Source organism: Paracoccus aerius, from assembly GCF_014656455.1.
Taxonomy (GTDB): Bacteria; Pseudomonadota; Alphaproteobacteria; order Rhodobacterales; family Rhodobacteraceae; genus Paracoccus; species Paracoccus aerius.
This window is the reverse complement of the sequence record NZ_BNCL01000005.1, coordinates 204,386-217,131: the sequence shown is the minus strand read 5'-3', so window position 1 is coordinate 217,131 and position 12,746 is coordinate 204,386. Positions and strand designations below refer to the sequence as shown.

General features: G+C 66.8%; 16 protein-coding genes. 7 read left to right on the top strand and 9 right to left on the bottom strand.

Annotation, left to right across the window (positions count from 1 at the left end; translation table 11 throughout):
• The first annotated feature begins 28 nt into the window (after positions 1-28).
• Positions 29-850 (top strand): alpha/beta fold hydrolase, encoded by an 822-nt coding sequence (locus IE224_RS08670; protein ID WP_191309474.1) that lies wholly within the window; start codon positions 29-31, stop codon positions 848-850.
• Here IE224_RS08670 and IE224_RS08665 read toward each other — a convergent pair.
• The 4 genes from IE224_RS08665 to IE224_RS08650 are packed head-to-tail and all read right to left on the bottom strand — an operon-like array spanning position 847 to position 3,777.
• Positions 847-1,353 (bottom strand): phosphatase PAP2 family protein, encoded by a 507-nt coding sequence (locus IE224_RS08665; protein ID WP_229849298.1) that lies wholly within the window; start codon positions 1,351-1,353, stop codon positions 847-849. The two genes, IE224_RS08670 and IE224_RS08665, sit on opposite strands and share 4 nt — an antisense overlap.
• A complete protein-coding gene (locus tag IE224_RS08660; RefSeq protein WP_229849297.1) occupies positions 1,353-1,763 on the bottom strand; it encodes a c-type cytochrome in 411 nt (136 codons plus the stop codon). Before IE224_RS08660 ends, IE224_RS08665 begins: the two co-directional genes overlap by 1 nt.
• A 48-nt stretch (positions 1,764-1,811) precedes the next feature.
• Entirely contained in the window at positions 1,812-2,483 is a 672-nt protein-coding gene (locus IE224_RS08655) for an ABC transporter ATP-binding protein (RefSeq protein WP_191309472.1), read from the bottom strand.
• Positions 2,476-3,777, bottom strand: a complete 1,302-nt coding sequence (locus IE224_RS08650) for a lipoprotein-releasing ABC transporter permease subunit (protein ID WP_191309470.1) — start codon at positions 3,775-3,777, stop codon at positions 2,476-2,478. Before IE224_RS08650 ends, IE224_RS08655 begins: the two co-directional genes overlap by 8 nt.
• Positions 3,778-3,901: 124 nt before the next feature.
• On the opposite strand from IE224_RS08650, the gene radA reads away from it, so the two are divergent.
• The 3 genes from radA to purF all read left to right on the top strand — a co-directional run bounded on the left by radA (position 3,902) and on the right by purF (position 7,529).
• Positions 3,902-5,266: a DNA repair protein RadA gene (gene radA / locus IE224_RS08645; protein WP_191309467.1), complete on the top strand. Its 1,365-nt coding sequence runs from the start codon at positions 3,902-3,904 to the stop codon at positions 5,264-5,266.
• A gap of 42 nt (positions 5,267-5,308) precedes the next feature.
• Positions 5,309-5,902 (top strand): CvpA family protein, encoded by a 594-nt coding sequence (locus IE224_RS08640; RefSeq protein WP_167622416.1) that lies wholly within the window; start codon positions 5,309-5,311, stop codon positions 5,900-5,902.
• 136 nt (positions 5,903-6,038) lie between these two features.
• Positions 6,039-7,529, top strand: a complete 1,491-nt coding sequence (gene purF / locus IE224_RS08635) for an amidophosphoribosyltransferase (protein WP_191309465.1) — start codon at positions 6,039-6,041, stop codon at positions 7,527-7,529.
• Between the two features lie 55 nt (positions 7,530-7,584).
• On the opposite strand, the gene IE224_RS08630 is transcribed toward purF, so the two are convergent.
• From IE224_RS08630 to IE224_RS08615, 4 genes are all read right to left on the bottom strand, one after another.
• On the bottom strand, positions 7,585-8,025 hold the full coding sequence (locus tag IE224_RS08630; protein ID WP_191309464.1) for an NUDIX domain-containing protein: 441 nt from the start codon (positions 8,023-8,025) through the stop codon (positions 7,585-7,587).
• The gene (locus tag IE224_RS08625; RefSeq protein WP_191309462.1) at positions 8,022-9,056 is read right to left on the bottom strand and encodes a 5-(carboxyamino)imidazole ribonucleotide synthase; all 1,035 of its coding nucleotides are present in this window, start codon (positions 9,054-9,056) and stop codon (positions 8,022-8,024) included. Before IE224_RS08625 ends, IE224_RS08630 begins: the two co-directional genes overlap by 4 nt.
• The gene (purE, locus tag IE224_RS08620; protein ID WP_191309512.1) at positions 9,049-9,534 is read right to left on the bottom strand and encodes a 5-(carboxyamino)imidazole ribonucleotide mutase; all 486 of its coding nucleotides are present in this window, start codon (positions 9,532-9,534) and stop codon (positions 9,049-9,051) included. Before purE ends, IE224_RS08625 begins: the two co-directional genes overlap by 8 nt.
• 65 nt (positions 9,535-9,599) lie before the next feature.
• Complete coding sequence (locus tag IE224_RS08615; RefSeq protein ID WP_167622420.1) at positions 9,600-9,818, bottom strand: YdcH family protein; 219 nt, start codon at positions 9,816-9,818, stop codon at positions 9,600-9,602.
• Between the two features lie 150 nt (positions 9,819-9,968).
• Here IE224_RS08615 and IE224_RS08610 point away from each other — a divergent pair, with 150 nt between their 5' ends.
• From IE224_RS08610 to IE224_RS08600, 3 genes are all read left to right on the top strand, one after another.
• On the top strand, positions 9,969-10,532 hold the full coding sequence (locus tag IE224_RS08610; RefSeq protein WP_191309460.1) for a hypothetical protein: 564 nt from the start codon (positions 9,969-9,971) through the stop codon (positions 10,530-10,532).
• Positions 10,533-10,631: 99 nt separating this feature from the next.
• Positions 10,632-11,042 carry an Hsp20 family protein gene (locus IE224_RS08605; protein ID WP_191309458.1) on the top strand — a complete coding sequence of 137 codons (411 nt, stop codon included), beginning with the start codon at positions 10,632-10,634 and terminating at the stop codon, positions 11,040-11,042.
• A gap of 11 nt (positions 11,043-11,053) precedes the next feature.
• Complete coding sequence (locus tag IE224_RS08600) at positions 11,054-11,281, top strand: DUF1150 family protein (protein ID WP_167622423.1); 228 nt, start codon at positions 11,054-11,056, stop codon at positions 11,279-11,281.
• On the opposite strand, the gene IE224_RS08595 is transcribed toward IE224_RS08600, so the two are convergent.
• A complete protein-coding gene (locus IE224_RS08595) occupies positions 11,268-12,725 on the bottom strand; it encodes an MFS transporter (RefSeq protein ID WP_191309456.1) in 1,458 nt (485 codons plus the stop codon). The genes IE224_RS08600 and IE224_RS08595 overlap by 14 nt on opposite strands.
• Between the last annotated feature and the right edge of the window lie 21 nt (positions 12,726-12,746).

The window sequence follows — 12,746 nt, the reverse complement described above, 5'->3', positions numbered from 1 at the left end:
TATTTCCGCACGGAAGATGGGCCAAGCGATGTTCTTCACCGCAGATGACGGGGCGCGGCTGGCCTATTCTGACCAGGGTGAGGGGCTGCCGGTCCTGTGCCTGGCCGGGCTGACGCGGAACATGGGCGATTTCGATTACGTCGCTCCGCATCTGTCGGGCGTGCGGCTGATCCGGATGGACTATCGCGGACGCGGGCAGTCGGCATTCACCGGCTCAGCGACCTATACTGTCCCGCAGGAAGGCAAGGATGCGCTGGCGCTGCTGGATCACCTGGGGGTGGACAGGGCCGCGATCCTGGGCACGTCTCGCGGCGGGCTGATCGGGATGCTGCTGGCCGCCGTGGCGCATGACCGGCTGCTGGGGCTGTGCCTGAACGATGTCGGCCCGGTGATCGAGCGCGCGGGGCTGGAGCGGATCTTCGACTATGTCGGGCGCAACCCGGCGGCGCGGACGCATGAGGCGCTGGCGGAACGGCTGCCTGCGGCCATGCCCGGCTTCACAAATGTCCCCGATGGCCGTTGGCTGGCGGATGCGCAGCAGCATTACGACGAAACGCCGGAGGGGCTGCGGATCAAATATGACCCTGCCCTGCGCGAGGCGTTCCTGGCAGCCTTCGAGGGCGCTGCGCCGGATCTGTGGCCGCTGTGGGATGCGACTGCGGGACTGCCCGTCGCACTGATCCGGGGGGCCAGTTCCGACCTGCTGTCTGCTACGGTTGCCGCCGAGATGCTGCGCCGCCGCCCCGACACGATCTTTGCCGAGGTTCCGGGCCGCGCCCATGTGCCCTGGCTGGACGAGCCGGAATCGCTGGATGCGATCAACGCCTGGCTGGACCGCTGCGGGCGCTAGAAGCGCATTCCCACGCTGAAGCTTGCGCCCTCGGTCCCGATGCCGAAATCGGCGGCGCCGAAGGAAAAGCCGATCAGAGCGCCAGCCAGCGCCTGTTGCGCGGTATGTTCGCCCGCATGGACCCGGCTTGCCGCCGTCAGCCCCGCCGCGCCGTAAAGGCCTATGCCCGCCGCGCGGTCGTCGGGAAAGCACTTGCCCGCCAGATCCGCCGCGCCGAAGGCCGCGGCTGCGGAGTGGCCGGACGGAAAACCCTTCCCCTCGCCATTGGGCCGGACCGATACAGGGGTGCCGTCCAGCCAGGTCTTCAGTCCCAGCACCACCACCGTCTGCAAGGCACCGCGCACCGCGAAATCCTCCAGCCGGTCGTCGCGGGCGGCGCAGACTGCTGCAGCCAGCGGCAGGCCATATTTCATCGCGGTGCCGAAATCCGCAAAGGGATCGGCGGCGGCGGGTTGCGCCAGGGCTGCCACAGCGGCGGCGGCCAGCAGGGGACGGCGCAGCATTATTGCTGCATCGCCTCGACATACTCCATCAGGGCGACCAGTCGCACGGGCGTGGGCGTCGGATTGCCGTCGCCCGCGTCATAGGGGATGGTCGGCCCGTCCAGCAGATCCCCAAACTCTGGCATCGGCGATTCGCTGCGGCCCGGCGTGAAGCCATAGATGTGGCCCATCACCTGCAGGCGCGGGAACGTGCCGCCGTTGCTGGCGGCGACACGGGTCAGATCGACCGGCGCAGGGGTCATTCCCCCGGCCGCTGGACCATTGCCCCGGCCATCTGCTCCGTGGCAGTCGACGCACAGCGCGTTGAAGTCGTTGCGCGCCTGCACCCGGCCCGACATCTGCGGCGCGCAGGCGGCAATCAGGCCCGCCATCGCCAGCCCCGTGAGAGCTGCCCCATATGTTGCCTTCATCCCCTGCCCCTTACCGATGTTTTCCCGACTTTGCCCCGGCCGGACGGGTCACGCAACCGTCTGGTCGAGACGGATCACCCGGTCCATGCGCCGGGCCAGGTCGTGGTTGTGCGTGGCGATCAACGCCGACAGGCCCGTGTCGCGGACAAGTGCCATCAGCATGTCGAAAACCCGGTCCGAAGTCTCGGGATCTAGGTTCCCGGTGGGTTCATCTGCCAGCAGCAGCGAAGGCGCATTGGCAAGGGCGCGGCAGAAGGCCACCCGCTGCTGTTCGCCCCCCGACAGCGCCGCCGGGCGGTGATCGGCACGCGCCGACAGGCCCACGCGGGCCAGAAGATCGGCGGCGCGGGCGGCGGCGTCGCGTTGGGGAACGCCGTTGGCAAGCTGCGGCAGGATGATGTTTTCCGCCGCGCTGAATTCCGGCAGCAGGTGGTGGAATTGATAAACGAAGCCCAGTTCGGCCCGCCGCGCCTCGGTCCGGGGCTTGTCGGGCAGGCCGGTCATGTCGCGGCCGTTGAGGATCACGCGCCCTGTGTCGGGCGTGTCCAGCAGCCCCGCGATATGCAGCAGCGTCGATTTTCCTGCGCCCGACGGCGCGACCAAGGCCACCACCTCCGCTCGCGCGACGGACAAGTCCAGCCCGCGCAGCACCGGCACTGGGGCGGGGCCGTCCTTGCCATAGGTCTTGCCGACCCCTTCAAGCCGCAACACGTCATTCATAGCGCAGGGCCTCGACCGGGTTCATGCGCGCGGCGCGGCGCGCGGGAAAGATGGTGACGACGAAGGACAGGAACAGCGACAGCGCCACCGCGCGGAAGATGTCCCAGGCGCGCAGTTCGGCGGGCAGGCGATAGATGCCCCGCACCTCGGGCTGCCAGGCGCCCCCGCCGGTCAGGGCGTTCAGCGCGGCCATGATATTGTCCACGTTCAGCGCCAGAAGCACCCCCAGGACCACGCCCGCAATGGTGCCGATGACGCCCGTGAAGGCCCCGCACAGAAAGAAGACCCGCAGCACCGCGCCCTCGGTCAGGCCCATGGTGCGCAGGATGCCGATGTCGCGGCCCTTGTTCTTGACCAGCATGATCAACCCGCTGGTGATGTTCATGGACGCGATCAAGACCAGCACCGACAGGATGACGAACATCACGTCGTCCTCCATGTCCAGTGCCGCCAGGAACGACCCCGAGGAGTCTCGCCAGTTCCACACCTGCGCCCCCTCGCCCGCAGCCTTCATCAGGGGCACCGTCCAGTCGTCCACCTGCTCGGGGTCGGTGACGAAGACCTCGATCTCGTCGGCGACACCCTCGCGGTTGAAGTATGACTGAGCCTCGGCCATCGGCATGTAGATGCGGGTGCGGTCGATATCGTATCGCCCGGCGCTGAAGATATAGGTCACCTCGTAGGCCTTGACGCGCGGCGTGGTGCCGATGGCGGTGCGCGCGCCTTCGGGGGCGATCAGGCGGATGCGGTCGCCCAGGCCCACCGCCAGTTCACGCGCGATGCCCGAGCCGATGGCAATGCCGCGGCCGAAGTCGTCCAGGTTGCCGACCGAGGTGGAAGGATCCACGATCCGCGGCATTGCCCTGAGATCATCGAGACTTACGCCGAACACCTCGGCCACGTTCGAGCTGTCGTTGGCGGTGGCCATGACCTGACCACGCACCACAGGCGCCGTCCGCGTGACGCCCGGCACTTGCGCCAATTTCGCGGCCATTGCGTCGTAATCGGCGATGCGGCCGGGGACGACATAAACGTCCTCGGTAAACTCGTTCTCGATCTGCTGGGGCGCCATATAGACGGTCGTATGGGCATTGGCGCCCAGGATCGTGTCCACGAACTCGGCCCGGAAACCCGCGCGCACGGCCAGCGTCGCGATCAGCGCCATCACGCCAAGCGCGATGCCGATCAGGCTGATCCAGGTCATCACGCTGACCCCACCCTCGGCCCGGCGGGCGCGCAGGTATCGCCAGGCGATGGTGAATTCATAGCGAGAGAACGGACGAGGTGTGGCCATTGGGACGCCTTGATTTTTCGGGCGGAACCTGACCGCACAGGCCCCAAAGATCAAGCCGACAAAGGCGTGAGTTTGAACGAAGGGGGAACTTGCGGCGGCGCGCCGCAGATGCCACATGACGGACATGGCAAAATCCACCAATGCTTTCACCTGCACCGCCTGCGGCGCGTCCCACAAGAAATGGGCCGGACGCTGCGACGCCTGCGGCGCCTGGAACACCATCGTCGAGGAGGCGCCCCTGTCCCAGGGTCCGGGCCGGGGCCTGGGCGCCCACAAGGGCCGCGCCGTTCCCCTGTCCAGCCTGATGACGACTGAAGCCCCGCCCCCCCGCTGCCTGTCTGGCATGGAGGAACTGGACCGCGTTCTGGGCGGCGGCCTTGTGCCCGGCAGCGCGGTCCTGATCGGCGGGGATCCCGGCATCGGCAAATCGACGCTGCTGTTGCAGGGTGCGGCGGCATTTGCCCGGCGCGGCCTGAACGCCGTCTATATCAGCGGCGAGGAAGCAAGCGCGCAGGTCAGGATGCGGGCGCAGCGCCTGGGGCTGGCGGATGCGCCGGTGCGGCTGGGGGCGGAAACCAACCTGCGCGACATCCTGACCACGCTCGACAATGAACGTCCCGACCTTGCCATCATCGATTCCGTCCAAACGCTGTGGTCCGACCAGGTCGAGGCCGCGCCGGGCAGCGTGGCCCAGGTCCGCGCCGCCGCGCATGAGCTTGTCACCTTCGCCAAGCGCAAGGGCGTGGCGATCTTCCTGGTGGGCCATGTTACCAAGGAAGGCCAGATCGCCGGTCCCCGCGTGGTCGAGCACATGGTCGACACCGTCATCTATTTCGAGGGCGAGCGCGGCCACCAGTTCCGCATCCTGCGGTCGGTCAAGAACCGCTTCGGCCCGGCGGACGAGATCGGCGTCTTCGAGATGACTGGGGCCGGCCTGGCCGAGGTCGCCAATCCGTCCGCCCTGTTCCTGTCCGAACGCGGCCAGCCCGTCCCCGGCAGCGCCGTCTTTGCCGGGATCGAGGGCACGCGCCCCGTCCTGACCGAGGTGCAGGCGCTTGTGGCGCCATCGACGCTGGCATCTCCGCGCCGCACGGTGGTGGGCCTGGACAGCGGTCGCGTCAGCACGATCCTGGCCGTTCTGGAAGCCCGCTGCGGCATCCCCTTCGCGGGGCTCGACGTGTTCCTGAACGTCGCCGGCGGGATGCGCGTCAATGAACCCGCCGCCGACCTGGCCATCGCGGGCGCGCTTTTGTCCGCGCGTGAGGACAGCGCCCTGCCGCCCGAGGCGGTGTTGTTCGGCGAAATCAGCCTGTCGGGCGCGCTGCGTCCCGTCGCGCAGGCGGAAAACAGGTTGAAAGAGGCGCAGAAACTTGGTTTTTCACAGGCGATTTTGCCCGACAGCCAGAAGGTCGAGGGTGCAGGGGGGATGAGCGTCAGGCGCATCGCCGACCTGACAGGATTTGCAGGAGAGGTCTTCGGCGCCGGCTGAAGTGCCTGAAACGAAAAGACAACCGGCGCATGGGGACAGGCGATGGACGGATTCACAGTTATTGACGCGGTGGTGGCTGCGGTCATCATCCTTTCGGCCATTTTGGCCTGGTCGCGCGGCTTTGTGCGCGAATCGCTGGCAATCTTGGGCTGGATCGGGGCGGCGATCCTGGCCTTCATCTTCGCGGCAGCCATGCGCCCGCTGATCGCGCAGCTTCCGGTCCTCGACCGCTTCCTGGGCGACAGTTGCGAACTGGCGACCATTGCGGGCTTTGCCGTGGTCTTCGCACTGGCCCTTGTGGTCTTCTCAATCATCACGCCGCTGTTCTCGTCGGTCGTGCAACGTTCGGCCCTTGGGGGCGTGGACCAGGGGATGGGCTTCCTGTTCGGCGTTGCCCGGGGCATCCTGTTGGTGGCGATCGCCTTCATCGTCTATGACCGCGTGATGACAAGCCAGCAGGTCGCGGTGGTGGAAAACAGCCGCAGCGCCCAGGTGTTCGAGCGGATGCGCGGCCAGATGGACCAGCAGATCCCCGACGATGCGCCGGGCTGGATCGTCAGCCGCTACGAACAGATGGTGGCGGGCTGCACGGCCACGGCAACCCCCTCGGCGCAGGAAACCCCGCCCGCCAACTGATGCGCCGACTGCATGGCTGCCCTGTTGTGATGCTTCCGTGACGAAAAACCGCCCCCGCCATCGTGCGGGGGCGTGACTTTGGGACGCACCCGCACTACATGGTGCGGGACAGCCCAAAGCCATTCAGGACGCCGTGATGCAACCATTCCTGGCCCATCCGTTCGATTCGGACCGCCTGCACGAAGAATGCGGCATCTTCGGCGCCATCGGCGTCACCGATGCCTCGAACTTCGTGGCCCTTGGCCTGCACGCGCTGCAGCATCGCGGCCAAGAAGCGGGCGGCATCGTCGCCCATGACGCGGAACACGGGTTCAACAGCGCCCACCGCTTCGGCTATGTCCGCGACAACTTCACCAAGGCCGAAGTAATGGCCACCCTGCCCGGCCCGCTGGCCATCGGCCATGTGCGCTATTCCACTGCCGGGACCAAGGCCGCGACCGCCATCCGCGACGTGCAGCCCTTCTTTGGCGAGTTTCACATGGGCGGCTGCGCCATCGCCCATAACGGCAACATCACCAATGCTGCGGCGCTTCGGCGCGAGTTGATCGAGCGCGGCTCGATCTTCCAGTCCTCCAGCGACAGCGAATGCATCATCCACCTGATGGCGCGGTCGATCCAGCGCAACATCCCCGAACGGATGAAGGACGCGCTGCGCCGGGTCGAGGGCGCGTTTTCCGTCATCGCCATGACGCGCACCAAGCTGATCGGCGTGCGCGACCCCTTGGGCGTGCGACCGCTGGTGCTGGGCAAGGTGGGCGAGGATGGCTTCGTGCTGGCGTCGGAAACCTGCGCCCTGGACATCATCGGCGCCGAGTTCATCCGCGAGATCGAGCCCGGCGAGATGGTGGTGATTTCCAAGGGCGAGGTTGAATCCTCGCGCCCCTTCGGCCCCTCGACGGGCCGCTTCTGCATCTTCGAGCATGTCTATTTCTCGCGTCCCGATTCGATCATCGGCGGGCGCTCGGTCTATGAAACCCGCCGCCAGATCGGCGTGGAACTGGCCCGCGAGGCGCCGATCGAGGCGGACCTGGTTTGTCCCGTCCCCGACAGCGGCACGCCCGCGGCCATTGGATACGCCCAGGAATCGGGCATCCCCTACGGCATGGGGATCATCCGCAACCAGTATATGGGCCGCACCTTCATCGAGCCGACCGAGCAGATCCGCAACATGGGCGTCCGGCTGAAGCTGAACGTGAACCGGTCCCTGATCGCGGGCAAGCGCGTGGTGCTGGTGGACGACAGCGTGGTGCGCGGCACCACCTCGCGCAAGATCAAGGACATGATCCTGGACGCGGGCGCCGCCGAGGTGCATTTCCGCATCGCATCGCCCCCCACGGCCTGGCCCTGCTTCTATGGCGTGGACACGCCCGACCGCGACAAGCTGCTGGCGGCCAACATGTCGCCCGACGAGATGCGCGACTGGATCGGCGTCAACTCGCTGGCCTTCGTGTCGCTGGACGGGCTTTACCGCGCCGTGGGCGAGGCCGGGGGCCGCAACAAGGCCTGCCCGCAATATTGCGACGCCTGCTTCTCGGGCGACTATCCGGTGGCGCCCTTTGATCAGCTTGAACGTGGATTCCGCATGAAGTCGGGATCGGAAACGGCGATGAACGAGGCGGCGGAGTAGCGGGGGACTTCACGTCCCCCGGACCCCCTGTGGGATATTTTTTTGAGAAGAAGAGTTAGCTGACGATCTGTTCCAGCGGGTCGTACCAGGCGGCGTATTGGCCCCAGACGGCGCGGGCCAGCATTCCGGGCTTGTGGCGCAGCTTGGCCAGTTCCGCGCGCGTGGCCCATATGAAGCGGTTCACCACCTGTTCGGGGTCTTCCAGGATGATGCCGGCATCGCCGTTCAGCGAGGCACGGAAGATGATGTCGACCTGGTGGAAGCCGCGTTCGGGGTCGTGGAATTCGTTGACCAGGATCGGGGCGCTCACGGTGATGGCCAGGCCGGTTTCCTCGGCCACTTCGCGGATCAGGTTTTCGGGCAAGGACTGGCCGGGTTCGACCCCGCCGCCGGGCAGGCACCAGAGGTCGGACTGCTGGCCCGGATAGGCGTTGACCAGCAGCAGTCGGTCGTCCCGCAGGATCGCCGCGCGGACCGCCAGTCGGGGCGGCTTCATCCGGTGATCCGGTTCAAATGGCCCATCTTGCGCCCCGGTCGCGGATCGCCCTTGCCGTAAAGATGGACCTGCGTGTTCGGCGTTTTCAGAAGATCAGGGATGCGGGCGACATCGTCGCCGATCAGGTTTTCCATCACCACATCCGCGTAGCGCTTGCCGTCGCCCAGCGGCAGGCCCGCCACGGCGCGGATATGCTGTTCGAATTGGTCGACCGCGCAGCCCGCCTGGGTCCAGTGGCCGGTGTTGTGGACGCGCGGCGCGATCTCGTTGACGATCAGGCCCTGGGGGGTCACGAAGAGTTCGACACCCATGACGCCGACGTAGTCCAGCGCGTTTGCGATGCGCGCTGCGATCAGAACGGCATCGGTGGTGACCTTGCCGGGCAGGCCGCAGGGCACGGTGGTCGTGCGCAAGATGCCTTCGCGGTGGACGTTCAGGCCAGGGTCGAAGGCCGCGACCTGGCCATCGGTGCCGCGCGCGATGATGACGCTGATCTCGGCCGAGAAATCGACGAAGCCTTCCAGCACGGACGGCGCGCCGGTCCATTCGGCGGGGCCGTCGCCGATCCGGACCTGGCCCTTGCCGTCATAGCCCAGTCGCCGGGTCTTGAGGATCGAGGGGCGGCCGATCCGCGCAACGGCTGCGTCAAGGTCAGTCTCGGCCGGAACGTCGGCGAAGGGCGCGGTTGCCAAACCGATGTCGTTCAGGAAGGTCTTTTCCGTCAGCCGGTCCTGCGACACCGCCAGCGCGCGGCGGTCGGGGCGGATCGGGCGGATCGATTCAAGCAGGTCCAGCGCCGAGGTCGGGACGTTCTCGAATTCATAGGTGATGACATCGACGCTTTCGGCAAAGGCACGCAGAGCGGCCTCGTCCTCGTAGGGCGCGGTGGTCACGCGCCAGGCCACGTCGCCCGCAGGCGCGGCACCCGGGTCATAGATATGGCAGCGCAGGCCCAGGCGGCTGGCCGCCACCGACAGCATCCGGCCCAACTGGCCGCCGCCCAGGATACCGATCGTCCGGACATCATTCATCGCGCGGCTCCTCGGGGATGGAATCGGACAGCGCCTGGCGCCAGGCATCCAGGCGTTGAGCAAGCGCGGGATCGGACAGCGCAAGGATGCCCGCTGCCATCAGCCCGGCATTGGCCGCGCCCGCAGCCCCGATGGCCATTGTGGCGACGGGATATCCCTTGGGCATCTGCAGGATCGAATAAAGCGAATCGACGCCGGACAGTGCTTTGGTCTGGACCGGCACGCCGATGACCGGCACGCGGGTCTTTGATGCCATCATCCCCGGCAGGTGTGCCGCGCCCCCTGCACCTGCGATGATGACCTTCAAGCCGCGCGACACGGCGGTCTTGCCGTAATCCCACAGCCGGTCGGGGGTGCGGTGGGCGCTGACGATGCGGGCATCATAAGGGACGCCCAGTTCATCCAGGATCGTGGCGGCTTCCTTCATCGTGGGCCAGTCGGACTGGCTGCCCATGATGATTCCCACAGGTTTTTCCATCATTCGTCCCGATCCCGAACCCGGTTTCCTGCGCCCGCCATAGCGCGCTGGGCGCAGGGCCGCAATCAGGCGATGATGTCGGGGGTGATCTCGTCCTCAAGCCGGGCGATCTGGTCCTTGAGCATCAGCTTCTGCTTCTTCAGGCGCTGCAACGCCAGCGAGGATGTCAGCTGCTGCGCCGACAGGGCCGCGATCGCCTCATCCAGGTCGCGGTGTTCGCAACGCAGCGCCGCCAGCTTGGCGCGGATGATTTCGTCATGGGACATCTCGTGGTGCATGTTCATCTGGCTTGGCCTGGCTCGACGCATGAGGTCTTTGCGCCAAGTATAGATCCTAGCACGGCACATGTTAACAAGATGCTTAGCGAGGGACAGGACCGACTTGCTTCTTGTCCCTCTGCCGGAAGGCTTGGTGTTGCAGAAAGGGGACGGGCGATGAAGGATGTCTGGGGTCTGGCGGCATTCGCCGTTGCGGCATTGGCCATGGGTGCGTCTGCCCAGGCCCAAGAGGACAGGGCGCAGCTTTGCGTCAACCAGTGCCTGTTCAACCACGGCCCGGCGACCAGCCCGGCCTATCAGGCCTGCATCGAACGGATGTGCAGCGACACGCCCGAAGCTAGCCCCCGGCGCGATGCGACTGCGCCCCGCTGGAGAAACGAAAGCGTCTCGGGCGCCCATGCGGCGGTGATCGACGCGGGGGACAGGTCGCTGAACTACATGTGCCAGCCCGGCGGGCCGGCGCTGATCGGCATCTCGGGTCTGGGCGGGGCGGCAGATGACACGCGCATCAGCGTGGACGGCCGTCTCTTCGCGCAGCCCTTCGTGGCGCGCAACGGGATCCTCTATACCACCGCCGACGCCGGATCGCCGCTGGTCGGCGCGCTGATGTCCGGCAACGGGGTCGAGGTCGCGGCGGGGGGCCGCAGCAGCACGTTTCCCCTGACCGGCTCTCGTGCGGCGATCGAAACGGCGGCCCAGGCCTGCGGGATACGGCCGTGATCGGACTTGCAAGGCGCCGGCTTCGTCCACATATTGATGCCAAGCGGATCGCCGCCAAGGGGTCCGCAGAACAGTCGCTTGTCGCAAAAAGGGCTGAGCATGACCAAGATTTCGCTGGGGGCGCATCCGTATCTGCTGGGGTTCGACCAGCTAGAGCGTCTGGCCGAACGGGCCGCAAAGGGCGCCGAGGGCTATCCCCCCTATAACATCGAACATGTCGCGCCAGACGGGTTCCGGATCACGCTGGCGGTCGCGGGTTTTGCGGAACAGGATCTGTCCGTCACGACCGAGGACCGGCAGCTTGTCATCCGCGGCCGCATGGCCGAACCCGAAAGCGAGCGCGTCTTCCTGCACCGGGGCATCGCCGCCCGTGCCTTCCAGCGCAGTTTCGTCCTGGCCGACGGGGTCGAGGTCGAGGGCGCCCAGATGGGGAACGGCCTGCTTCATGTGGACCTGAGGCGCATCCAGCCCCAGCAGGTCGTCCAGACCATTCCGATCAGCCGCAAGTAAAGGGGATCATCATGGATACCAAATTCGACTTCGGCGGCATTGACGCCGAAAGGACGGTCTATATCCGTCAGGTGGAAACCAGCAGCCTGCCCCAGGAACTGCGTCAGCAGCTTGACGGGATCGACAGCATGTATGCCGTCCACGACATCGACGGCGAACGCCTGGCCCTGGTCAAGGACCGGCAACTGGCCTTTGTGCTGGCCCGCCAGAACGAACTGACCCCGGTCAGCGTCCACTGACCTTTTCGGGGCGGGGCGGAGTGTCCGCCTTGCCCCGCAGGCCGGTCCGCAGCGCCAGCACCGTCAGGATCGCGGCAAAGGCGCAGACCTGATAGGTCAGGGCGTGCGACATGGCGGCAGGATAATCGTTGCCGCCCTGCCCGTGCAGGCGCACGAAGAACAGGCTGGACACCACCGCGATGCCGATGGCCGCGCCGACCTGCTGGAAGGCCTGCATCGCCCCTGATCCCGCCCCAGCATCCCGTCCCGGCACCGATTGCAGCACCGTCTGGAACAACGGCGAGATCGTCAGCCCCATGCCAAAGCCGCAGACAGCCAATGGCCCGATCAGGGTTGCAGGCGTGAAGCTTTGCGGCGGATGGCCGGTGACATGGCGCAGGAAGACCATCCCCGCCAAAAGCGTCGCCACGCCCACCGCCATGCGTCCCGGCATCCATTTCGTCCCGAAGCGCCCGGTGATGTAGCTGCCCAGCATGATGCCCAGCGGAAAGGGCGCGGTGGCGATGCCCGACTGCATCGGGTCCAACCCGAAGCCGGTCTGCAGATAGATCGCCAGCACCAGGAACATTCCCGGTATGGCCGAAAAGTGCAGCATGACCATCAGCACGCCCGTGACAAAGGCCGCGTTGCGCATCAGCGCGACCGGCAGCAGCTGCTCTCTCCCCTGGCGCGCCAGGCGGACCTGCCGCCAGACAAACAGCCCGCCCACCGGCAGCGCCGCGACCAGCATTGCGATGCACCACCAGGGCCAGCCCAGCAGCGCGCCCTCGATCACCGGCAGGACAACCAGCACCACAGCCAGCGAGAACAGCCCGACGCCGATCCAGTCGATGCGCATCTTCCGATCCGATGACAGCGCCGGGATCCAGCGAAGCCCCGCCGCGATGACGACCATCCCGACCGGCAGGTTCACCAGGAAGATCGGCCGCCAGTCAAGACCGGCGATGTCGCCCGTGATCAGCGCGCCGCCCATCAGCGGCCCGGTGACCGCCCCAAGGCTTGCCACCACGCCCGCCAGGGCAAAGGCGCGCGCCTTCTGTTCGGGCGGAAACATCACATGCATGATCGCCATGACCTGCGGCACCACCATCGCCCCGCCCACCCCCTGCAGCGCGCGCGACCAGATCAGCATCGGCATCGACAGCGCAAAGCCGCACAGCGCCGAGGCCAGCGTGAAAAGCCCGATGCCCAGCAGGAACAGCCGCTTGCGCCCGAACTTGTCGCCGAAGCGGCCGAAGGGCAGCAGCCCCGCCGCGAAGGCCAGCACATAGGCGGCCGACACCCACTCGATCTCGGCCGCAGTGGCCCCCAGGTTTTCCCGGATCGAGGGCAGCGCGACGTTCACGATGCTGACGTCGATCAGGTTCATGAAGTTGCCCAGCAGCAGCAGGACCGCTGCAAGCCAGGGGTTGAAGGCGGGATCGCCTGCACGCACCAGGGACATGGGCCGCCTTTCCTGCAGATC